Origin of the sequence: Bradyrhizobium yuanmingense (assembly GCF_029167105.1) — a bacterium.
Taxonomy (GTDB): Bacteria; Pseudomonadota; Alphaproteobacteria; order Rhizobiales; family Xanthobacteraceae; genus Bradyrhizobium; species Bradyrhizobium yuanmingense_A.
The window spans coordinates 158,608-178,594 of sequence record NZ_JARFML010000009.1 but is presented as its reverse complement, the minus strand read 5'-3'; the positions used below and the strand labels follow the sequence as shown (position 1 = coordinate 178,594).

20 protein-coding genes are annotated in these 19,987 nt (G+C 64.1%); 15 read left to right on the top strand and 5 right to left on the bottom strand.

Features of this window, described 5'->3' with window-relative positions; all coding sequences use genetic code 11:
* Positions 1-56: 56 nt before the first annotated feature.
* Positions 57-1,268: an NADP-dependent isocitrate dehydrogenase gene (locus tag P0R31_RS14300; protein ID WP_275514621.1), complete on the bottom strand. Its 1,212-nt coding sequence runs from the start codon at positions 1,266-1,268 to the stop codon at positions 57-59.
* A gap of 337 nt (positions 1,269-1,605) precedes the next feature.
* Between P0R31_RS14300 and P0R31_RS14295 the strand changes: the two genes are divergently transcribed.
* The 3 genes from P0R31_RS14295 to P0R31_RS14285 all read left to right on the top strand — a co-directional run bounded on the left by P0R31_RS14295 (position 1,606) and on the right by P0R31_RS14285 (position 4,957).
* On the top strand, positions 1,606-2,805 hold the full coding sequence (locus P0R31_RS14295; protein WP_275514620.1) for a TrmJ/YjtD family RNA methyltransferase: 1,200 nt from the start codon (positions 1,606-1,608) through the stop codon (positions 2,803-2,805).
* Positions 2,806-2,935: 130 nt separating this feature from the next.
* Entirely contained in the window at positions 2,936-3,307 is a 372-nt protein-coding gene (locus tag P0R31_RS14290; protein WP_275514619.1) for a hypothetical protein, read from the top strand.
* Between the two features lie 210 nt (positions 3,308-3,517).
* Positions 3,518-4,957, top strand: coding sequence for a DUF1254 domain-containing protein (locus P0R31_RS14285; RefSeq protein ID WP_275514618.1), 1,440 nt, complete (start codon positions 3,518-3,520; stop codon positions 4,955-4,957).
* Between the two features lie 108 nt (positions 4,958-5,065).
* Here P0R31_RS14285 and P0R31_RS14280 read toward each other — a convergent pair whose 3' ends face one another.
* The gene (locus tag P0R31_RS14280) at positions 5,066-5,713 is read right to left on the bottom strand and encodes a TetR/AcrR family transcriptional regulator (protein WP_275514617.1); all 648 of its coding nucleotides are present in this window, start codon (positions 5,711-5,713) and stop codon (positions 5,066-5,068) included.
* A 247-nt stretch (positions 5,714-5,960) separates the two neighbouring features.
* On the opposite strand from P0R31_RS14280, the gene P0R31_RS14275 reads away from it, so the two are divergent.
* The 3 genes from P0R31_RS14275 to P0R31_RS14265 are packed head-to-tail and all read left to right on the top strand — an operon-like array spanning position 5,961 to position 8,586.
* Positions 5,961-6,503 (top strand): OsmC family protein, encoded by a 543-nt coding sequence (locus P0R31_RS14275; RefSeq protein WP_275514616.1) that lies wholly within the window; start codon positions 5,961-5,963, stop codon positions 6,501-6,503.
* Between the two features lie 35 nt (positions 6,504-6,538).
* Positions 6,539-7,651, top strand: a complete 1,113-nt coding sequence (locus P0R31_RS14270; protein ID WP_275514615.1) for an acyl-CoA/acyl-ACP dehydrogenase — start codon at positions 6,539-6,541, stop codon at positions 7,649-7,651.
* Positions 7,652-7,707: 56 nt separating this feature from the next.
* Complete coding sequence (locus P0R31_RS14265) at positions 7,708-8,586, top strand: sulfurtransferase (RefSeq protein WP_275514614.1); 879 nt, start codon at positions 7,708-7,710, stop codon at positions 8,584-8,586.
* 3 nt (positions 8,587-8,589) lie between these two features.
* Here the strand turns inward: P0R31_RS14265 and P0R31_RS14260 are convergent, their stop codons facing one another.
* On the bottom strand, positions 8,590-10,515 hold the full coding sequence (locus P0R31_RS14260) for a sigma 54-interacting transcriptional regulator (protein WP_275514613.1): 1,926 nt from the start codon (positions 10,513-10,515) through the stop codon (positions 8,590-8,592).
* 160 nt (positions 10,516-10,675) lie between these two features.
* On the opposite strand from P0R31_RS14260, the gene P0R31_RS14255 reads away from it, so the two are divergent.
* The 4 genes from P0R31_RS14255 (at position 10,676) to cynS (ending at position 14,568) form a co-directional block, all read left to right on the top strand.
* On the top strand, positions 10,676-12,055 hold the full coding sequence (locus P0R31_RS14255) for a CmpA/NrtA family ABC transporter substrate-binding protein (RefSeq protein ID WP_275514612.1): 1,380 nt from the start codon (positions 10,676-10,678) through the stop codon (positions 12,053-12,055).
* A 148-nt stretch (positions 12,056-12,203) separates the two neighbouring features.
* A complete protein-coding gene (gene ntrB / locus P0R31_RS14250; protein WP_275514611.1) occupies positions 12,204-13,043 on the top strand; it encodes a nitrate ABC transporter permease in 840 nt (279 codons plus the stop codon).
* Between the two features lie 5 nt (positions 13,044-13,048).
* Positions 13,049-13,981, top strand: coding sequence for an ABC transporter ATP-binding protein (locus P0R31_RS14245; protein WP_275514610.1), 933 nt, complete (start codon positions 13,049-13,051; stop codon positions 13,979-13,981).
* 98 nt (positions 13,982-14,079) lie between these two features.
* Positions 14,080-14,568 carry a cyanase gene (gene cynS / locus P0R31_RS14240; protein WP_275514609.1) on the top strand — a complete coding sequence of 163 codons (489 nt, stop codon included), beginning with the start codon at positions 14,080-14,082 and terminating at the stop codon, positions 14,566-14,568.
* Between the two features lie 113 nt (positions 14,569-14,681).
* On the opposite strand, the gene P0R31_RS14235 is transcribed toward cynS, so the two are convergent.
* On the bottom strand, positions 14,682-15,005 hold the full coding sequence (locus P0R31_RS14235) for a DUF1476 domain-containing protein (protein WP_057029475.1): 324 nt from the start codon (positions 15,003-15,005) through the stop codon (positions 14,682-14,684).
* 320 nt (positions 15,006-15,325) lie between these two features.
* Here P0R31_RS14235 and purC point away from each other — a divergent pair, with 320 nt between their 5' ends.
* The 3 genes from purC to P0R31_RS14220 all read left to right on the top strand — a co-directional run bounded on the left by purC (position 15,326) and on the right by P0R31_RS14220 (position 17,017).
* Entirely contained in the window at positions 15,326-16,093 is a 768-nt protein-coding gene (gene purC, locus P0R31_RS14230; RefSeq protein ID WP_172782948.1) for a phosphoribosylaminoimidazolesuccinocarboxamide synthase, read from the top strand.
* A 14-nt stretch (positions 16,094-16,107) separates the two neighbouring features.
* Positions 16,108-16,350 (top strand): phosphoribosylformylglycinamidine synthase subunit PurS, encoded by a 243-nt coding sequence (purS, locus tag P0R31_RS14225; RefSeq protein ID WP_063682443.1) that lies wholly within the window; start codon positions 16,108-16,110, stop codon positions 16,348-16,350.
* A 280-nt stretch (positions 16,351-16,630) separates the two neighbouring features.
* On the top strand, positions 16,631-17,017 hold the full coding sequence (locus P0R31_RS14220; protein ID WP_275514608.1) for a hypothetical protein: 387 nt from the start codon (positions 16,631-16,633) through the stop codon (positions 17,015-17,017).
* A gap of 16 nt (positions 17,018-17,033) precedes the next feature.
* Here the strand turns inward: P0R31_RS14220 and P0R31_RS14215 are convergent, their stop codons facing one another.
* Positions 17,034-18,050 (bottom strand): magnesium and cobalt transport protein CorA, encoded by a 1,017-nt coding sequence (locus P0R31_RS14215; protein ID WP_275514607.1) that lies wholly within the window; start codon positions 18,048-18,050, stop codon positions 17,034-17,036.
* Between the two features lie 167 nt (positions 18,051-18,217).
* On the opposite strand from P0R31_RS14215, the gene purQ reads away from it, so the two are divergent.
* The gene (purQ, locus tag P0R31_RS14210; RefSeq protein WP_275514606.1) at positions 18,218-18,919 is read left to right on the top strand and encodes a phosphoribosylformylglycinamidine synthase subunit PurQ; all 702 of its coding nucleotides are present in this window, start codon (positions 18,218-18,220) and stop codon (positions 18,917-18,919) included.
* Positions 18,916-19,905 (top strand): tripartite tricarboxylate transporter substrate binding protein BugD, encoded by a 990-nt coding sequence (locus P0R31_RS14205; protein WP_275514605.1) that lies wholly within the window; start codon positions 18,916-18,918, stop codon positions 19,903-19,905. The genes purQ and P0R31_RS14205 overlap by 4 nt, the downstream gene beginning before the upstream one ends.
* Positions 19,906-19,987: the final 82 nt, after the last annotated feature.

The following is a 19,987-nucleotide window of genomic DNA, read 5'->3' as shown; positions in this document are numbered from 1 at the left end:
CTTTGAGGCGCGGCCCGTGATGATGTCCGGCCCGGACGGGCGGAATTGCCGGCGGCTTACGCCAGCTCTTTCGTCAGGTTCTCGGCGACCTTGTCGAGGAAGCCGGTGGTCGAGAGCCAGCGCTGGTCGGCGCCGACCAGGAGCGCGAGGTCCTTGGTCATGTAGCCGGCCTCGACGGTGTCGACGCAGACCTTCTCCAGCGTGCTCGCGAACTTGGCGAGCTCGGCGTTGTTGTCGAGCTTGGCGCGGTGGGCGAGGCCACGGGTCCAGGCGAAGATCGAGGCGATCGAGTTGGTCGAGGTCTCCTTGCCCTTCTGGTGCTCGCGGTAATGGCGAGTCACCGTGCCGTGGGCAGCTTCCGCCTCGACGGTCTTGCCGTCGGGGGTGAGCAGCACCGAGGTCATCAGGCCGAGCGAGCCGTAGCCCTGCGCGACCGTGTCGGACTGCACGTCGCCGTCGTAGTTCTTGCAGGCCCAGACATAGCCGCCGGACCATTTCAGCGCCGAGGCCACCATGTCGTCGATCAGGCGGTGCTCGTAGGTCAGGCCCTTGGCGTCGAAGTCCTTCTTGAACTCCTTGTCGAAGGTCTCCTGGAAGATGTCCTTGAAGCGGCCGTCATAGACCTTGAGGATCGTGTTCTTGGTCGACAGGTAGACCGGGTAGTTGCGGAGCAGGCCGTAATTGAAGGAGGCGCGGGCGAAGTCGATGATGGAGTCGTCGAGATTGTACATCTCCATGGCGACGCCGGCGCCGGGGGCCTTGAACACTTCCTTCTCGATCACGGTGCCGTCCTCGCCGACGAACTTCAGCGAGAGGGTGCCCTTGCCCGGGAACTTGATGTCGGTGGCGCGGTACTGGTCGCCATAGGCGTGACGGCCGATGATGATCGGCTTGGTCCAGCCCGGAACCAGACGCGGCACGTTCTTGCAGATGATCGGCTCGCGGAAGATCACGCCGCCGAGGATGTTGCGGATGGTGCCGTTCGGCGACTTCCACATCTGCTTGAGATTGAACTCCTTCACCCGGGCTTCATCGGGGGTGATGGTGGCGCATTTGACGCCGACGCCGACCTTCTTGATCGCCTCGGCCGCGTCGATCGTCACCTGATCATTGGTGTGGTCGCGGTATTCCATGCCCAGGTCGAAATAGAGCAGCTCGACATCCAGGAACGGGTTGATCAGCTTGTCCTTGATGTACTGCCAGATGATCCGGGTCATCTCGTCGCCATCGAGCTCGACGACGGGATTGGATACCTTGATTTTTGCCATGATCGGGGAAGCCTCTTGGGAACGGCGCATTCGGCGCGCCAGCTGGAATATCCGCCGCCTCTTAGCACCGCCGCGCGGCGGGCGAAAGCCAAGGGATTATGCACTTTTAGCTCATCCAGCTTCCGCAGGCGGGGGGCGGGGAGCCACCCCGCCGCAGGACCGGATCTGCGGATTCGGACGAGGGTCAAAAGTCGAATCCAAGCCGTTATTTCCCTTGAGAATTTCCTCAGGACAGGCAAACGACAGGCCGCGAGGCGGGCCGGTCCTGGGGCCGCTTGAATCAATTCCTGAGTCGGCCCTGCCAAGGCCTTGAGACAAAGTGTGAAAGCGAAGCGAGATGTCGGGGACTGACAAGAGCAAGGCCGGCCTTTCCCTCGACGGTCCCATCGTGATCCTGGTCGAGCCGCAGCTCGGCGAGAACATCGGCATGGCCGCGCGCGCCATGGGCAATTTTGCGCTTGGCCGCTTGCGCATCGTCAACCCCCGGGACGGCTGGCCCAACGTCGCGGCGCAGCGGGCCGCGGCCGGCGCCGACCACATCCTGGAAAAGGTCGAATTGTTCGCCACGGTGGAAGAGGCGGTCGCCGATCTCGACCTCCTGTTCGCCACCACCGCACGCCCCCACGACCAGGCCAAGCCCGTGGTCGCGCCGGAGGCCGCAGCGGCCGAGATCGCGGGGCACGTCACGACCGGCGGCAGGGCCGGCATCCTGTTCGGCCGCGAGCGCTGGGGGCTGACCAACGAGGAGGTCGGGCTCTCCAACCGCATCATCACCTTCCCGGTCAATCCGGGCTTTGCCTCGCTCAATCTCGCCCAGGCCGTGCTGCTGGTCGGCTACGAATGGTTCAAGCGGGCCACGTCGGGCGAGCTGCCGCACGTCATGCCGGAACGGTCCGAGCGCGCCTCGCAGCACCAGATGCAGGCCTTCTTCGACAACCTCGTGCGCGAGCTCGACAAGGTCGAATTCCTGCGCCCGGCCGAGAAGCGCGACACCATGCTGGTGAACCTGCGCAACATCTTCACCCGGATGGAGCCGACCAAGCAGGACATGCACACGCTGCACGGCGTGATCATGGCGATCGCCGAGGGACGCAAGGGTCCGGCCAAGGGCGGCGTGCTCGACGGCGAGCAGGCCACGCGCCTGCGCGCGCTGCTGGCCGAGCACGGGCAGGGCGGCGGCGTCCCCGACAGCGGCTCGACCGTGCGCGGCCTTGCCCGCCTGCTCCGCCGCAACCCGACCGACGCCGAACGCTTGCTCTGGCAGGCGCTGACGCGTGATCGCCGCTTCGCCGGCCAATTCAAGCGCCAGACCCCGGTGGGGCGCCACATCCCGGACTTCGTCTCGTTCCCGCACCGGATCGCGATCGAGCTGGTCAACCCGGGCGAGGGGGAAGCGATCGCCGCCGACCGCGCGGGACGGCGGAGCTGGCTGGAAGCGCGGGATTATCGCGTGCTCGACATTCGGGCAGTGGACGTGGAGCGTGATCTGGAGGCGGAGCTGGTGAGGCTTGCCGGGATGTTGGGGCAGGGCGCGTAGATCACGCCAATCGCATAGGGTGGCAAAGCGGAAGCGCCCGCCAGCTTGAGAGATGAGGCCAACAGAAGTCGTGGCCACGGCGCTAGGCGCCTTTGCCCACCCTTGCTGCAGAGGATGACAATGGAGTCGCTTGAGCGTTCCGAAAGGTGCCTATCCGGTCATATGGCGCGAGATTGTTGCCAGGCGTAGTGACAAGCCGAGCCGGCTGAGCGAGGCTGCACAGCAGCTGGACGCGACGAAATGGCTCGCGCCGGTCGTCAATCTGTTCCTTGGCACGATGACGCCGGAGCAGGTGCTCAGCGTTGCCGAGGACGCCGACCCGGTGAAAAGAGAGGGGCAGGTCTGCGAGGCAAATTTCTATGCTGCGGAGCGCGCACTGCAGAGCGGCTCCAGAGAAGAGGTGTTGAAGCTGTTCGAGCAGGCTGCAGCAGGTTGCCCCAAGACGTTCATCGAGAAGCCCGCTGCCGACTTGGAGCTTGGTGCGCTACGAGCGAGCGGGTGACAGAACGCGTATAAAGCGCGATGAAGTTTGGAATCGTCTTCGCGCTTAGGTTGTTGTTTACCAATGATTTTTCCGGAAAACCGCTTCGCACTTTTCCGGATCATGCTTTAAGCGACGGTGCTTGGCGCAAGCCGTGCATTTCCTTGATGCATATCAAACAACGGGAAACCTCGCCCCCTACGCTTTTGAGCGCAGCAGGGAGGGTTCGATATGTCAATCAGCCGTCGCCAAGCACTTGCCGCCTTCAGCTCCGCCGTGTCGGCGCTTGTGATTTCCCGAGCAGCACGCGCCGAGTTTGATGGTCCTGTCGTCAGGGCCCTGGAGGGCGGAGAGGATTTCTGGCTCGCCCAGGACGCCTATATCTTCGGCTACCCGCTTGTGACGATGGAAATGACGCGCCGCGTCATGACAAACGTTGCGGCGGTGGAAGGCACCCGCGGACCGATGGGGGAGTTCGTCAAGCTTCGCAAATACCCCGATGCGAGCTTCAGGGACGTTACCGCCCCCAATGCCGATACGCTCTACACGACCGCCTGGATCGACCTGGGAGACGAGCCCTGGGTCCTGAGCATGCCGGATATGAAGGACCGTTATTTCCTGTTTCCGATGCTCGACGGCTGGACCAATGTGTTTCAAGTGCCGGGCAAGCGCACCACCGGCACCAAGGCGCAGACATACGCGATCACTGGTCCGGGCTGGAAGGGCGTGCTTCCCGCCGGCGTGAAGGAATACAAATCACCTACCAGCATGGTGTGGATACTGGGCCGCATCTACTGCACCGGCACGCCGGAGGATTATGCGGCTGTGCACGCCGCGCAGGATCAGTTCAAGCTCGTGCCGCTCAGCGCATACGACAAGTCCTATACGCCTCCGGCAGGCAAGGTCGATGCGTCGATCGACATGAAGACGGCGGTCCGAGAGCAGGTCAACCGCCTGGATGCCGTTGCCTATTTCACCCTCCTCGCGCAATTGATGAAGCACAATCCGCCGGCTGCCGCGGATGCGGCCGAGGTCGCTAGGTTCGCGAAGATCGGCCTTGTCCCCGGCAAGGATTTCGATGCGGGCAAGTTCGACGCTGCCTTCGCCAAGCGGGTCCCGCAGGTGGCGTTCGATCGCATCATGCTCCAGTTCAAGGTCAACAAGGCGATCAGGAACATCAACGGCTGGGCCTTCGACGCCGAAGCCGGCATCTACGGCACCAACTATCTCAACCGCGCGTTGGTCACGGCCATCGGACTCGGCGCCAACCGTATTCAGGATGCGTGCTATCCGACATCCCAGAAGGATGCCGACGGGAAGGAGTATGTCGGCAGCAACAAATACGTCATGCGGTTTCCGAAGGGGCAGCTTCCTCCGGTCGGCGGCTTCTGGTCGCTCACGATGTATGACGAGAACTATTTCTTCGTCGCCAATCCGATCAACCGCCAATCGATCAGTGCCCGCCAGAAACTGAAAGTCAATCCGGACGGTTCGGTCGATCTCTACATTCAGAAGGACAGTCCCGGTCCTGACAAGGAGAGCAACTGGCTTCCTACGCCCGCGGGCAAGTTCGTGCTGATGTTGCGGATGTACTGGCCCAACGAGAAGTCGCCTTCGATCATCAATGGGACCTGGAAGCCGCCTCCCGTTCGCCAGGTGACGAGCAGCTGAGACTTCACGTCAAGCCGGTGAATGGCGAGGCGAGCGAAATGCTAATTCCGGAAACGCCCTCGAAGCCGCTGCGCTCGGGCGGTTACCGGGCCACGCCCTGGGCGGTGCTCACACCGCCTCGAGCTGCTCCGCCGCGCGCTTCTTCTTCGCCTTGGCCTGGCCGAGCAGGGGGCCTGCGGTGAGGGCTGCTGTATCCGCGACGCCCGGGTCGCGCGAGATCATCGCGGCGACGATGGCGCCGTCGATGATGAGGCCGAGCTGGTGCGCGAGCACCGCGGGCTCGGCCGATCCCAGCTCGCCGGCGAGCTTCTCGATATGGCCGAGCACGATCTTCTTGTGCTTCAGTGCGATGTTGCGGAACTGCTTTGCGTCCTTGTCGTGCTCGCCGACGGCGTTGATGAAGGGGCAGCCGTAGAAGCGCTCTTCCGCGAACCAGCTCTTCAGTGCGGGGAAGATGCGGGTGAGTTTCGCCTGCGCATCGCCGCCGCCTTGCTCCATGGCGCCGATGAACCATTCGCGCCATTGCTTGCCTTCGCTCTCCAGCACCGCGTTGACGAGGTTGGTCTTTGAGCCGAACAATTTGTAGAGCGTGGTCTTGGCGGTACCGGCCTCCTCGATGATCGCATCGATGCCGGTGGCGTTGATGCCGTTCTTGCAGAACAGATGCGTCGCCGCGTTGAGAAGGCGACCGCGTGCGGATTCGTCGTCGCCGGCAGCGGCGGGGGGCGAATTCTTTCTCGATGACGTCTTTGCCATGGACTCAAACTTACCCGCAGCCGTGCCGCATCAGCAAGCCGCATCTGTTTGGCGCTGAAAAGATTCGCAAAGCCTGGCCGGTCTGCATCGCGTTTGAGCAAGGACCGCCCGATCAATCCGTAGGCACGGAGGCTTAAGCGGCTCCAAAGCCTCGCCTTTTGTTTTTCGCAGGCTCTGGCACGCTCCATGCAAGGAAACAGACCGTTCGGTATCCTGCCGATTTCCACTTCTGCCAGGGAGAAGATTGATGACTGCCGTCGTTCAGAAGACAGTGCTGACGGGGTGCCTCGCGCCCATCGACAAGAACGGGCTCGAGCAACTGATTGCCAACGGCAAGGCAAATCCGAAGGTCATCAAGACCTTGAAGTGCAAGACGGTCGCGGAGGGCAAGTTCCGCCACGCCAACTATATCCGCAACCTGCCGCCCTACATTGTCGACGAGCCGCCGGGGCTTTTGGGCGACGACACCGCGCCCAATCCGTCCGAAGCCTCGCTCGCCGCGCTGGGCTCGTGCCTCGCCGTCGGCCTGCACGCCAACGCCGTGCACCGCGGCTGGATCGTCAACAAGCTCGAGCTCGAGCTCGAAGGCGATCTCAACATCACCGCGGTCTGGGGCACCGGCGACACCTCCGACAAGCCGGTCGGCTTCACCGATGTCCGCGTCAAGGTCGACATGGAATGCGAGGGCATCTCGGCGGACGAGATCAATGCGCTGGTGGCCCATGTGAAGAAATGGTCGCCGGTCGCCAACACCTTCACCCGGCCGGTCAATCTCGAGGTCGGCATCTAGCAGGCGGCAATCAGGACAGGGTGCGGGAGACGATCATGGGTTCACTGGCTTTATCGATGGCCGAAGTTCTGGATCAGCCCGCACCGTCCATTGCGGGCGAGGTGGCGCGGATCGCGCGCGAAGAGCTCGCGCCGCTCGCAGCCGGCATCGACGACGGATCGGTCTATCCGGCCGAGGTGCTGCGCAAGTTCGGCGCGGTCGGGGCGTGGGGCAGTCATGTACCGCACGAAGGCCCCGCCGATCTGCGCTGCGCGATCCAGGCGATGGCGGCAATCGGCGAGGTCTGCGGTGCCACGGCCTTCATGGCCTGGTGCCAGAACACGCTGGTCTGGTACGCGGCGAATTCCACCAATGTGAAGCTCGCAAAGCGCTTCGGCGATGCCTTCTCGACCGGTCGCGTGCTCGGCGGCACCGGGCTCTCCAACCCCATGAAGAGCTTCTTCGGCATCGAGAAGCTCAAGCTGAAGGGCCGCAAGGTCGAGGGCGGCTACATCGTGCGCGGTGCGCTACCCTGGGTCTCCAATCTTGGTCCCGATCATTTCTTCGGCACGATCTTCGAGCGCGAGGACGAGCCCGGCACTGTCATGTTCCTGGCCGATTGCTCTGACCCCTCGATCACGCTGACGCCCTGCAAGCCGTTCCTCGCCATGGACGGCACAGGCACCTATGGCGTGCAGTTCCGCGACGCTTTCGTGCCCGATGAGCTGATCCTCGCCGATCCCGCCGCGCCCTTTGTCAAGAAGATCCGCGCCGGCTTCATCCTGCTGCAGGCCGGCATGGCGCTGGGGGTGATCAAGGACTGCATCAACATCATGGACGAGGTCGACAATCCCCTCGGCCATATCAACCGCTATTTGCCGCAGCAGCCGGTGCATTTCCGCGAGCTCGCCGCCGAGCTCGAGGCCGAGACCATGGCGCTGGCGCGCGATCCTTACAACGAGGAAGAGACCTATTGGCGCAAGGTGATCGCGCTGCGGCTGCGCGCCGGCGAAGCCAGTGTCGCGGCGGCGCATGCGGCGATGCTGCATTGTGGTGCCCGCGGCTACCTCAAGAGCCACCGCGCGCAGCGGCGCCTGCGCGAGGCCTATTTCGTCGCGATCGTCACGCCGGCCACCAAGCAGCTGCGCAAGATGCTCGCCGATTTCTGAGTTCCAAGCCCCGGAGTTCTACGAGTCCACCCACCAACCTCAACGGAGAGGCTGCCATGACTGACGTTCTGATCACTGCCGTCGAACTCGCCGATCTCTTGAAGACCGAGCCGTGTGTCGTCATCGACACCCGCAATCCCGATGCTTATGCCGCCGGCCACCTGCCGGGCGCCGTGAACGTGCACGAGATCTTTACGTTCCTCGCGACCTCGACGCCGGAAGGCATGGCCGAGCTCAAGACGAAATTCGCCGATGCGTTCGGCGCTGCCGGCCTTTCGGGCAAGGAGACCGCTGTGGTCTACGAGCAGTCGATGAACTCCGGCTTCGGCCAGTCCTGCCGCGGCTATTACCTGCTCACCATGCTCGGCTATCCCAAGGTGAAGGTGCTGCATGGCGGCTTCGACGCCTGGTCGGCCGCGGGCTTCCCGGTGACCAAGGATGTTCCCACACCTGAGAAGGCCTCTTTCTCGATCGTGCCTGAAGCGGGCGAGATCCTGATCGACGCCAAGACCATGCTCGCCGCCGTCGGCAAGCCGGGCATCGCGATCCTCGACGTCCGCGACGTCGACGAGTGGATCGGCGACAGCTCGTCGCCGTACGGCAAGGATTTTTGCCCGCGCAAGGGCCGCATTCCGGGCGCGGTGTGGCTGGAATGGTATCGGATGATGAAGCCGACCGCCGAAGGCCCGCGCTTCAAGTCCAAGGACGAGATTCTGGCGGAATGCGCCACCGTCGGCATCTCGCAGACCACGCCGGTCTATCTCTACTGCTTCAAGGGCGCGCGCGCCTCGAACACGTTCCTGGCGCTCAAGAACGCCGGCGTGAAGGACGTGCGGATGTATTTCGGCTCCTGGAACGAATGGTCGCGTGATCCGTCGCTGCCGATCGAGCAGGGGCTGCCGATCGCAGCTGACGTGACGACCAAGGCGGCGTGACGATCACACGGCTCGCGGACGAGGCGTAAGTCCCAGCGCCTTGATCCGCGAGGCGAGCGTGGTCGGCTTGATGTCGAGGATCTCGGCGGCGCCGCCGGGGCCGAAGACTTTTCCGGCGCAGGCCTCGAGCGCGGCGAGAATATTAGCGCGCTCGTGGTCGCGCATTTCGGATGACGTCATGATTGCAGGGCGCGCGTCGGCCTTCTGGCGGGCGGCGCCGCTCGGCGCTTGTGCGCCTGAAGTATCCGGCAGGTCGATGCGCAGGCGGCCGTTCTGCGACAGGATCGCGGCGCGCTCGATCACGTTCTGCAGTTCGCGGACATTGCCGGGCCAGTCGTAGCGGGTCAGCCGCCGCGCATCGCCCTCCGACAGACGCAGGTTCGATTTCAGCGCCTTGCTCTCCCGCGTCAAGAAATGCTGCGCGAGCAGGGGAATGTCCTCGCGGCGTTCGCGCAACGGGACGGTCTCGATCGGAAACACGTTGAGACGGAAATAGAGGTCCTCGCGAAAGCGGCCGCGCTGGACCTCCTGCTTGAGATCGCGATTGGTCGCGGCGATGACGCGGACGTCGACGGCGCGGGTGCGCGCCTCGCCGACGCGCTCGAAATGGCCTTCCTGCAAGACGCGAAGCAGCTTGCCTTGCAGCTCGAGCGGAATCTCGCCGACCTCGTCGAGGAACAGCGTGCCGCCGTCGGCGAGCTCGAAGCGGCCGATGCGGTCGCGCGTTGCGCCGGTGAAGGCGCCGCGGACATGGCCGAAGAACTCGCTCTCGAACAATTCGCGCGGGATCGCGGCACAGTTGACGCGGATCAGCGGCCGGTCGCTGCGGGTGGAATCCTCGTGGATGGCGCGCGCGATCAGCTCCTTGCCGGTGCCGGATTCGCCGGTGATCATCACCGCCGCGGTGGTCGGCGCCACCAGCTTGACCTGGCGCAGCGTCTTCTGGATCGCCTCGCTGCCCCCGATGATGCCGCGCGGGTTGGTCTCGATGCGGATTTCCTCCTGGAGATAGGCGTTCTCCAGCTCGAGCCGCTCGCGCAGACGGTCGACCTCGGCAAGCGCCGCGTGCAGCTTCTCGGCGGCCTCGCGGCGCTGGCTGACGTCGCGAAACACCACGACGGCGCCGACCACGACGCCGCGGTCGCGGATCGGCGTCGAGGTGTACTCGACCCAGGCGGGCGAGCCGTCCTTGCGCCAAAACACCTCGCCGTCGACCTGATGCACGGCGCCGTCGCGGAACGCCGCATAGATGGGGCAATCGTGGTTGTGATAGTGCCGGCCGTCGTGGTGGGTGTGGTGGACGATCGGGTGGATCTCCTTGCCGACCAGCTCCTCGGCGGTCCAGCCCAGCATGCGCTCGGCCGCGGGGTTGACGAAGGTGGTCTTGCCTTCGGCGTTGACGCCATAGATGCCTTCGCCGGCGGCGCGCAGGATCAACTGGTTCTCGCGCTCGATGTCCTGGAACACGCGCTCGACCCGCTGCCAGGTCGAGATGCCGCCGCGCATATGGTCTTCGGCGGCGGCATCGACATTGCGCCGGCGGCGGGCTTCGAGATCGGTCAGCGTCAGCAGCAGCAGCGTGCGGCCGTCATGCGGCAGCAGGCAGCCGGCATATTCGAGCTCGAGATCTTGCCCGGTCGCGTGGCGGGGATTGAGCGCCGTGGTCCAGTAGGCGCCCTTGTGCAGCACGGCCTGGGTGAAGACGGTGAGAGCGGCAAGCTCGCCGGCGTGGAGCGTGCTGGCCCTGGTCTGCCGCAGCAAAGCGCGGTCGTAACCGAGCAGGGCGCAGGCGGCGGGATTGGCATCGACGATCTGGTCGCCATAGGGATCGACCAGCAGCATCGCCTCGACCGAGGATTCGAAGGCCGCGATGCGCGGGTCGATGACGGGGGGCACATCGTCGTGGACGGGCATTGGCGTCGTTGCCATTGCGAAATCTCGTAATTGAACTACGAAATCTCGTTTATCACGAGTTTTCGTAGCGGCCAAGCGCGGACGAAAGTGCTGCGTCGTCAAGGCACTGGCCGCTAGCGGGGCGGTGGCATGCTCCTTGCGTAATTGCTCCTCGCATTGACGCGCAGGAGGGCCGATGTCCACGTTCGACAATCCGTTTGATCCCGATCGCAACCTTCGAGCCGGCTGTGTTTGCGGCCAGCATCGTTCCGCAGCTGAGCACGAGCAGGCGACGGCGCTGCATTGCGAGCCGGTCGCAAACGAAGAGAAGCGTTACGAGGGCGTGGTCGCCTCCACATTGATGCGCGCGATGTTTCCGCAGGACGTGGCGCGGCGCGCATTCCTGAAGTCGGTCGGCGCCTCGACGGCGCTCGCGGCGCTGTCGCAATTCTTCCCGCTGAAGACGGCGACCGAAGTGTTCGCGCAAGCCGGCGCGCCCGAGAAGAAGGACCTCAAGGTCGGCTTCATCCCGATCACCTGCGCAACGCCGATCATCATGGCCGCGCCGATGGGCTTCTATGCCAAGCACGGCCTCAACGTCGAAGTGGTGAAGACCGCCGGCTGGGCCGTGATCCGCGACAAGACCATCAACAAGGAATACGACGCCGCGCACATGCTGGCCCCGATGCCTATCGCGATCTCGCTCGGCCTTGGCGCCAACGCGATTCCCTTTGCCGTGCCTGCAATCGAGAACATCAACGGGCAGGGCATCGTGCTGGCCACCAAGCACAAGGACAAGCGCGATCCGAAGGACTGGAAGGGGCTGAAATTCGCCATCCCCTTCGACTATTCCATGCACAATTACCTCTTGCGCTATTACCTCGCCGAGCACGGTCTCGATCCCGATACCGACGTGCAGCTGCGCTCGGTGCCGCCGCCGGAGATGGTCGCGAACCTGCGTGCCGACAATATCGACGGCTTCCTCGCGCCGGACAATATCTGCCAGCGCGCGATCTATGACGGCGTCGGCTTCATGCATCTGCTCTCCAAGGAGATCTGGGACGGTCATCCCTGCTGCAGCTTTGCCGCGAGCCGCGACTTCATCACGTCAGCGCCGAACAGCTTCGCGGCGCTGACGCGGGCGATCGTCGATGCCACCGCCTACGCGTCGAAGGCGGAGAACCGCAAGCAGATCGCGGAGGCGATCGCGCCGGCGAACTACATCAACGCGCCTGTTACCGTGCTGGAGCAGGTCCTGACCGGCACCTATGCCGACGGCCTCGGCGGGGTGAAGACCGATCCCAAGCGCGTCGATTTCGATCCGTTCCCCTGGCAGTCCTTCGCGGTGTGGATGCTGACGCAGATGAAGCGCTGGGGCCAGATCAAGGGCGACGTCGACTACAAGGCGGTGGCCGAGCAGGTGTATCTGGCGACCGATACCAAGAAGCTGATGACCGAGATGGGCCTGTCGCCGCCGGCGAGTGCCTACAAGTCGTTCGCGGTGATGGGCAAGACTTTCGATCCGGCCAAGCCGGAGGACTACGTCGCGAGCTTCAAGATCAAGAAGGCGTCGTGATGAGGGGCACTCTTGTGTCGCGGACGCGATGCAGCACGCAGTGCTGCTTCGCAGGGCCGGGACCGAGTCGTGCCGCCTGGGTCCCGGTTCTGCGTCGCATCGCTTCGCGCTGCGCCGCGCCCGGGACACGATACCGGGGATATCCATGATGACCACCTCCCTCCGCCTTCGCGCGGGCCTCGTCTCCCTCGTGCTGCTCGCCGCTTTTCTCGGCATCTGGCATCTCGCCACGCGCTCGACCGCGCAGGTGACGACGATGAGCCCGGAATACGCCAAGCTGATGGGGCTCACGGCGACGCAGGGCAAATCGGCAATGCCCGGGCCGCTCGATGTCGGTGCAAAACTCTGGGAGCATCTGAAGCGGCCGTTCTACGACAACGGGCCGAACGACAAGGGGCTCGGCATCCAGCTCGGCTATTCCATTGCGCGCGTCGGCACCGGCTATCTGCTGGCCGTGCTGGTGGCGATCCCGCTCGGCTTTCTGATCGGCATGTCGCCGCTCTTGAGCAAGGCGCTCGATCCGTTCATCCAGGTCTTGAAGCCGATCTCGCCGCTGGCCTGGATGCCGCTCGCGCTCTACACCATCAAGGATTCCTCGATCTCGGCGATCTTCGTCATCTTCATCTGCTCGATCTGGCCGATGCTGCTCAACACGGTGTTCGGCGTCGCAACCGTGCGCAAGGAATGGATCAACGTCGCGCGGACGCTGGAGGTTGGCACCGTCAGGCGCGCCTTCACCGTGATCCTGCCCGCAGCGGCCCCGACCATCCTGACCGGCATGCGCATCTCGATCGGCATCGCCTGGCTCGTGATCGTCGCTGCCGAGATGCTCGTCGGCGGCACCGGCATCGGCTACTTCGTCTGGAACGAGTGGAATAATTTGTCGATCACCAACGTCATCATCGCGATCCTCCTGATCGGGATCGTCGGCATGCTGCTCGACCAGATCCTCGCGCGCTTCACGCGCATGGTCACGTTTCCGGAGTAGAGGCGATGGCCGACAAGTTCATCTCGATCGAAGGCATCGCCAAGCGCTATCCCGGCGCGGGCGGCGCGACGACCACCATCTTCGAGAACCTCTGGCTCTCGATGGCGCGCGGCGAGTTTTGTTGCGTGATCGGCCATTCCGGCTGCGGCAAGACCACGGTGCTCAACATCCTCGCCGGGCTCGATGCGCCGAGCGAGGGCGCGGTCATCGTCGACGGTCAGGCGATCTCGGGCACCAGCCTCGACCGCGCCGTGATCTTCCAGAGCCATGCGCTGCTGCCCTGGCGCACGGTGCTCGGCAACGTCGCCTATGCCGTCAGCTCGAAATGGCGCAGCTGGGACCGCGCCAAGGTGAGGGCGCATGCGCAGAAGTTCATCGATCTGGTCGGGCTCTCCGGTGCCGAGCACAAGCGTCCCTCGGAGCTGTCGGGCGGCATGAAGCAGCGCGTCGGCATCGCGCGGGCGCTGTCGATCACGCCGAAGATGATGCTGATGGACGAGCCGTTCTCGGCCTTGGACGCGCTGACGCGCGGCACGCTGCAGGACGAGGTGCGGCGCATTTGCCTGGAGACCGGGCAGACCGCGTTCATGATCACCCACGACGTCGACGAGGCGATCTATCTCGCCGACAAGATCTTCCTGATGACCAACGGTCCCGGCGCGGTGCTGGCGGAGGTGGTCGAGAACCCGCTGCCGCGGGATCGCGGCCGCACCGACCTGCACCGCCATCCGCTGTACTACGCGCTGCGCAACCACATCATCGATTTCCTGGTGACGCGCAGCAAGACCTTCACCACTGAAAAGCCGGATCACGATCCGCGCAACGTGCCGACGGTGCAGATCGGCAAGCCCGGCCTTTCGATTGCATCCGATGCGAAGCCTGAAGCGCCCAGAGAAACGTCATGGCCGGGCTTGTCCCGGCCATCCACGTCTTCCTGAGACGTGACCAAGAACGTGGATGCCCGGGACATTCTATTTGAGGACGCGCTTCGCGCTTTGGCCCGGGCGCACTGGCATCTAACCAAGAGGAGACCCTAATGAAACGCGAAGACCTCACCGAGAAGCTGCTCGACATCAAGCGCGAGAAGGGCTGGAGCTGGAAACACATCTGCGAAAAGATCGGCGGCTATTCCGAGGTGCTGATCGTCGGCGCGATCATGGGCCAGATGAAACTGACAAAACCGCAGGCCGCCAATGCCGGCGAGCTGTTCGGCCTGTCGAAGGCGGAAGTTGCGATGCTCAACGAGGTGCCGATGCGCGGCACCGGCACGCCGATGCCGCCGACCGACCCGCTGATCTACCGCTTCTACGAGATGGTGATGGTGAACGGTCCGGCCTGGAAGGCGCTGATCGAGGAGGAGTTCGGCGACGGCATCATGTCGGCGATCGACTTCGACATGGGCATCGAGCGCGTCGCCAACCCCAAGGGCGACCGCGTCAAGATCACCATGAGCGGCAAGTTCCTGCCGTATAAATATTACGGCGCCAGCGGCAACGTGCCGGAGTACGGCTTCAAGGAGGGGTGAGGTTTGGTGTCATTCCGGACGCCGCGTCAGCGGCGATCCGGAATCTCGAGATTCCGGGTTCGGCTCTGCGAGCCGCCCCGGAATGACGGTGTGTGGGGGAGACGCGCGGGCGCTTATTTCCCCGCCTTCACCTCGGCGGCGGCAACTGCGAGCAACTCGCTCATCTTGGCGCGAATCGCCTGCTCGGTGACGACGACGTTCTTGGCGGCGAAATCGGCCGTCAGCTTGCGCAGGACGTCGGCATCGCCGGCCTCCTCGAAATCGGCCGCGACGACCTCCTTGGCATAGGCGGTGGCGGCATCACCGGTGATTCCGAGCTTCTCGGCTGCCCACAGGCCGAGCAGCCGGTTGCGGCGGGCCTCCGCCTTGAACTTCTGCTCCTCGTCGAGGGCGTACTTCTTCTCGAAGCCTTCCTGGCGTTTATCGAACTCGCTCATGCCTGTTCCAAATCCTCGCTGAATGGAGCGGGAGCCTTCCGTTGCGGCGACCCGGCTGCATGCCTACATAGATAGCACGAATCGGCAAAACAACGGGCCGTTAAGCCGCAGGCAAGACGGTATAAGTTGGTGCCGGACGGCCGGATCGATTGTGCTCGGACAGCCAATCGGATAGGTTGCCTAAGGCTTGGTTCCCGTTCTGTTTCCAACGGGTTATAGATGGGTTCCTGGCCGTTCACGGCAGCTCCGCTGTGGGTCGTAATCCTAGTCAACCGGAGCACACCAAATTCATGGATTTCAACAAAACACGGTACATCCCCATGAGCCGTCGGCGTCGCATTTATGAAGGCAAGGCAAAAGTTCTTTACGAAGGCCCCGAGCCCGGTACCCTGATCCAACACTTCAAGGACGACGCCACCGCGTTCAATGCGAAAAAGCATCAGGTGATCGAGGGCAAGGGCGTCCTCAACAACCGGATCTCGGAGTACCTGTTTCAGCACCTCAACGACATCGGGGTGCCGACCCATTTCATCCGCCGCCTCAACATGCGCGAGCAGCTGATTCGTGAGGTCGAGATCGTGCCGCTGGAGGTGGTGGTGCGGAACGTCGCCGCCGGCTCGCTGTCGCAGCGCCTCGGCATCGAGGAGGGCACGCAGCTGCCCCGCTCGATCATCGAGTTCTACTACAAGAACGACCAGCTCAACGACCCCATGGTGTCGGAAGAGCACATCACGGCCTTCGGCTGGGCGACGCCGCAGGAGATCGACGACATCATGGCGCTCGCCATCCGCGTCAACGACTTCCTCACCGGCCTCTTCCTCGGCATCGGCATTCGCCTGGTCGACTTCAAGATGGAGTGCGGGCGCCTGTTCGAGAACGAGATGATGCGCATCATCGTCGCCGACGAGATCTCGCCGGACAGCTGCCGGCTGTGGGACATCAAGTCGAACGAGAAGCTCGACAAGGATCGTTTCCGCAGGGACCTCGGCGGTCTGCTCGAGGCCTATACGGAAGTCGCAAAGCGCCTCGGCATCCTCATGGAGAACGAGCGTCCCCAGGGTACCGGCCCGGTGCTGGTGAAGAGCTGAAGAGGGCTATCGACGTGAAGGCACGTGTCACCGTTACCCTGAAGACGGGCATCCTCGATCCGCAAGGCAAGGCCATCGAAGGCGCGCTGAAGTCGCTCGGCGTCGACGGCGTCGCCAGCGTCCGCCAGGGCAAGGTGTTCGACATCGAGCTCGCCGGCGCCGACAAGGCCAAGGCCGAGGCGGCGCTGAAGGAAGCCGCCGACAAGCTGCTGGCGAACACCGTGATCGAAAATTATCGGGTCGAGCTGATCGGGTGAGGCGCGTGGTCCCAGTCTTGCCGGGACCGCAATCTCTTTCCCATCTTCGTCGCGGCGCATCCGTCGGATACGACTGTGATCCGCAACCCGCGCCGAGCTTTCAACCGAAGCGGCCCTGGCAGATCCGATGCGGTTTTGCGTTCTCTCGTTGTCGCTGCTCGCTGGGTTGGTCCTTGCGAGCGGCGCGGCTGTCGCCCAGGTCCCGAAACCTCAGCCGGAGCGAGGCCCGCCATTCTCTGTCAGCGGGTTCCGCTACGAACTGAGGCCTGACGACGTTCACATGTTCCTCTGCGAGCAGCCTTCGTGCGGTGCGCAATCCAAGGTGAGCTACCGGTTCTATGCTCCAGGCAACGCGATAACGCTCGAGCAATTTCGCGAAGAGCAGACGCAAATCGTGAGGGCTCTGGAGCAGCGGACGCCGGGCCAGAAAATCTCGATTCTCGGGATTGACGGCGACAGCGGCGCCAAGATGCCGCGCCTGTTCAAAGCGCGGCGACTGATGGTGAAGCCTGACGGCACGAAGGAATACCAGGTCAGCGGCTACCTGTTCGGCGATCGAGGAGCGGCCAGCCTGATCAGTTCGGCGGCCACCGAGAAGGCCAGCTCCGACAATTATGCGCAATATGCCATCGGGGTGATGCTGGTGCTGGCGCCATCAAAGCGCTGAGTGCCGTGCCGTTCGCTCACAGCCACCCCGCCCGCCGAAACCGCCAGTACAGCGACCCACACGCCGTCAGCATCACGCCGAGCAGCATGAAGTAGCCGTACTCCCATTCCAGCTCCGGCATGTGCTTGAAGTTCATGCCGTAGATGCCGGCGAGCGCGGTCGGGACCGCGATGATGGCGAGCCAGGATGCGAGCTTCTTGGATACCGCCGTCTCCTGGGCCTGGCCGACCAAAAGGCTTGCCTCGAAGGCAAACGCCAGCACCTCGCGCATGGAATCGATGCGCTCCTGGATGTTGCGGACGTGGTCGGTGACGTCGCGGAACAGCGGCTGCATGGCCTGCCGCACCATCGACAGGTCGTCATGCTCCAGCCGGCGGCAGACCTCCACCAGGGGGCCGATCGCGGTCCTCAGCCGCAACAGGTCGCGGCGCAGCATGTAGAGCCGCTCGATCTGCGCCTTGCTGATCTGCTTGGAGAGCACGTCGTCCTCGATGCCTTCGATCTCGTCGTGGATGCTCTCCAGCACGGGCGAGTAATTGTCGACGATGAAATCGAGGATGGCATAGAGGATGTAGTCCTCGCCGCGCGCGAGCGCCCGCGGACAGCTCTCGCAGCGCTCGCGCACCGGAGTATAGGAGGTCGAAGCGCCGTGGCGCACCGAGACCAGATAGCCTTCGCCGATGAAAATGTGGGTCTCGCCGAAGGCAATGCGTCCCTCGATCAATTGCGCGGTGCGCGCGACGATGAACAGGGCCTCGCCATATTGCTCGATCTTCGGCCGCTGATGGGCGTGGTTGGCGTCCTCGATCGCGAGGTCGTGCAGATCGAACTGCTTCTGCACCGCGCCGAGCAGCGCCATGTCGGGCTCGTGCAGCCCGATCCACACGACATGGCCGGGCTTGGCCCGCCAGCTCGAGGCCTCGCTGATGGCGATATTGGCAACTCTGCGGCCGTCGACATAAGCGCCGGCGGCGACGACGCCCTCGGCGGATACCGGTTCGGAGAGGGACGCGGGCAGCGACGGGACGTTCATGGCTTCAATCCCGGGCAAATCGAGCGGCCAAAGGCGCGCGGCTATGGCCTGTGTACAAGGGCGCTCCGCAACGCTAGCACTGGTAAAATCCCCGTCAAATGGTTATGTCTGTTCGCGAATTGGCCCGTTGGCCAGCTTCGATTCCCAGCCGCGTCGGAACCCCTGCCATGAAAGCCGCCATCCTCGTCTTTCCCGGAATCAACCGCGAGCGCGACATGGCGCGCGCGTTGAGGCTGATCTCCGGCAGCGAGCCCGCGATGGTATGGCACGCCGAGACCTCGCTGCCATCAGGCACCGATCTCGTCGTCGTGCCCGGCGGTTTCTCCTACGGCGATTATCTGCGCTGTGGCGCGATTGCGGCGCGTGCGCCGGTGATGGATGCGGTGCGCGACTATGCGGCCAAGGGCGGCCTCGTGCTCGGCGTCTGCAATGGTTTCCAGATCCTCTGCGAGTCCGGCCTCTTGCCGGGCGTGCTGATGCGCAATGCGCGGCTGAAATTCATCTGCCGCGACGTGCATCTGCGCGTCGAGCGCTCCGACACGCCATTCACCCGCGGCTACAATGCCGGCCAGGTGATCCGCGTGCCCGTTGCCCATGGCGAGGGCAATTACGAGGCGGACGAAGAGACCATCAAGCGGCTCGAAGGCGAGGGGCGGGTGCTCTATCGCTACTGCTCCGCTGAGGGCGTGGTCGACGAGGCCGCCAACATCAACGGCGCGGCGCATTCGATCGCCGGCATCGTCAACGACCGGGGCAACGTGCTCGGCATGATGCCGCATCCGGAAAACCACGTCGAAGACATCATGGGCTGCACCGATGGTCGCGGCTTGTTCGCCGGTCTGGCCCAGCATCTGGAAAAAGCCGCGTGATTTCGCTCGTCGTGAAGCGTGCGCTCGCCGCGATCGCGGCGCTGGCGTTCGCGACATTTTCGGTCGCGACTTGCGCATCCGCGCAGGATTATCCCAAGCGTCCCATCACCATGATCGTGCCGTTCGCGGCCGGCGGCACCTCGGACGTGATCGCGCGCGCGGTGGCCGAGCAGATGGGCATCGCGCTCGGCCAGACCATCGTGATCGAGAATGTTGCCGGTGCCGGCGGTTCGACCGCGCTGGCGCGGGCCTCCCGCGCCGAGCCGGATGGTTATACGATTGCGATCGGCAATGCCGGCACCAATGCCGCGACCTACACGATCTATCCAAAACTGCCGTTCACGCCTGATTCCTTCGTGCCGATCGCGATGGTGGCGAAGACGTTCGGCATCATCGCGCTGCGCAAGGACTTTCCGGCGAAGGACCTGAAAGAGTTCATCGCCTATGCCAAGGCCAATCCGGGCAAGATCAATCTCGGCCACGCCGGAGTCGGCTCCTCGAACTATCTGATCTGCAAAAGCTTCGTCACATCCGCCGGGATCGACGCGACGCTGATCGGCTATCGCGGCGCTGCGCCTGCGCTGACCGACGCGGTCGGCGGCCAGATCGACGGCGTCTGCGACGCGGCCGCCTCGGTGTCGCAGTCGATCAACGATAAGCTGGTGAAGGGCCTCGTGGTCGGCTCGACCGTTCGGCTGGCCACGCTGCCGGATCTGCCGACCTCGGCGGAAGCGGGCCTGCCCGAGTTCGAGGCGCAGGGCTGGAACGGCCTGTTCGCGCCCAAGGGCACGCCGCCGGCCGTGATCGCCAAGCTGAACGCAGCGGCGCGCAAGGCCGTCGAGACCGAGGCGGTGAAGAAGCGCTTCGCCGACCTGTCGACCGTCGCGCCCGATGCCGACGAGCACGCGCCCGACGTGCTGCAAAAGCTCGTGACGCGCGACGTCGAGAAGTACCGCAAGATGCTGGCGGACGACGCCAACAAGTAGCGGCGCGCCTTCCACCAATAATCATTCATTTTTCGTAAGCGCCGCGGCTGCCGCGGCGCATCGATGGCGTCTGACCAAAAAT

Bases quoted from the DNA above. Each gene is read 5' to 3' on its own strand.
- P0R31_RS14300 (WP_275514621.1), bottom strand. From the start codon at position 1,268: ATGGCAAAAATCAAGGTATCCAATCCCGTCGTCGAGCTCGATGGCGAC.
- P0R31_RS14295 (WP_275514620.1), top strand. From the start codon at position 1,606: ATGTCGGGGACTGACAAGAGCAAGGCCGGCCTTTCCCTCGACGGTCCC.
- P0R31_RS14285 (WP_275514618.1), top strand. From the start codon at position 3,518: ATGTCAATCAGCCGTCGCCAAGCACTTGCCGCCTTCAGCTCCGCCGTG.
- P0R31_RS14280 (WP_275514617.1), bottom strand. From the start codon at position 5,713: ATGGCAAAGACGTCATCGAGAAAGAATTCGCCCCCCGCCGCTGCCGGC.
- P0R31_RS14275 (WP_275514616.1), top strand. From the start codon at position 5,961: ATGACTGCCGTCGTTCAGAAGACAGTGCTGACGGGGTGCCTCGCGCCC.
- P0R31_RS14270 (WP_275514615.1), top strand. From the start codon at position 6,539: ATGGGTTCACTGGCTTTATCGATGGCCGAAGTTCTGGATCAGCCCGCA.
- P0R31_RS14265 (WP_275514614.1), top strand. From the start codon at position 7,708: ATGACTGACGTTCTGATCACTGCCGTCGAACTCGCCGATCTCTTGAAG.
- P0R31_RS14260 (WP_275514613.1), bottom strand. From the start codon at position 10,515: ATGGCAACGACGCCAATGCCCGTCCACGACGATGTGCCCCCCGTCATC.
- P0R31_RS14255 (WP_275514612.1), top strand. From the start codon at position 10,676: ATGTCCACGTTCGACAATCCGTTTGATCCCGATCGCAACCTTCGAGCC.
- ntrB (WP_275514611.1), top strand. From the start codon at position 12,204: ATGACCACCTCCCTCCGCCTTCGCGCGGGCCTCGTCTCCCTCGTGCTG.
- P0R31_RS14245 (WP_275514610.1), top strand. From the start codon at position 13,049: ATGGCCGACAAGTTCATCTCGATCGAAGGCATCGCCAAGCGCTATCCC.
- cynS (WP_275514609.1), top strand. From the start codon at position 14,080: ATGAAACGCGAAGACCTCACCGAGAAGCTGCTCGACATCAAGCGCGAG.
- P0R31_RS14235 (WP_057029475.1), bottom strand. From the start codon at position 15,005: ATGAGCGAGTTCGATAAACGCCAGGAAGGCTTCGAGAAGAAGTACGCC.
- purC (WP_172782948.1), top strand. From the start codon at position 15,326: ATGAGCCGTCGGCGTCGCATTTATGAAGGCAAGGCAAAAGTTCTTTAC.
- P0R31_RS14220 (WP_275514608.1), top strand. From the start codon at position 16,631: ATGTTCCTCTGCGAGCAGCCTTCGTGCGGTGCGCAATCCAAGGTGAGC.
- P0R31_RS14215 (WP_275514607.1), bottom strand. From the start codon at position 18,050: ATGAACGTCCCGTCGCTGCCCGCGTCCCTCTCCGAACCGGTATCCGCC.
- purQ (WP_275514606.1), top strand. From the start codon at position 18,218: ATGAAAGCCGCCATCCTCGTCTTTCCCGGAATCAACCGCGAGCGCGAC.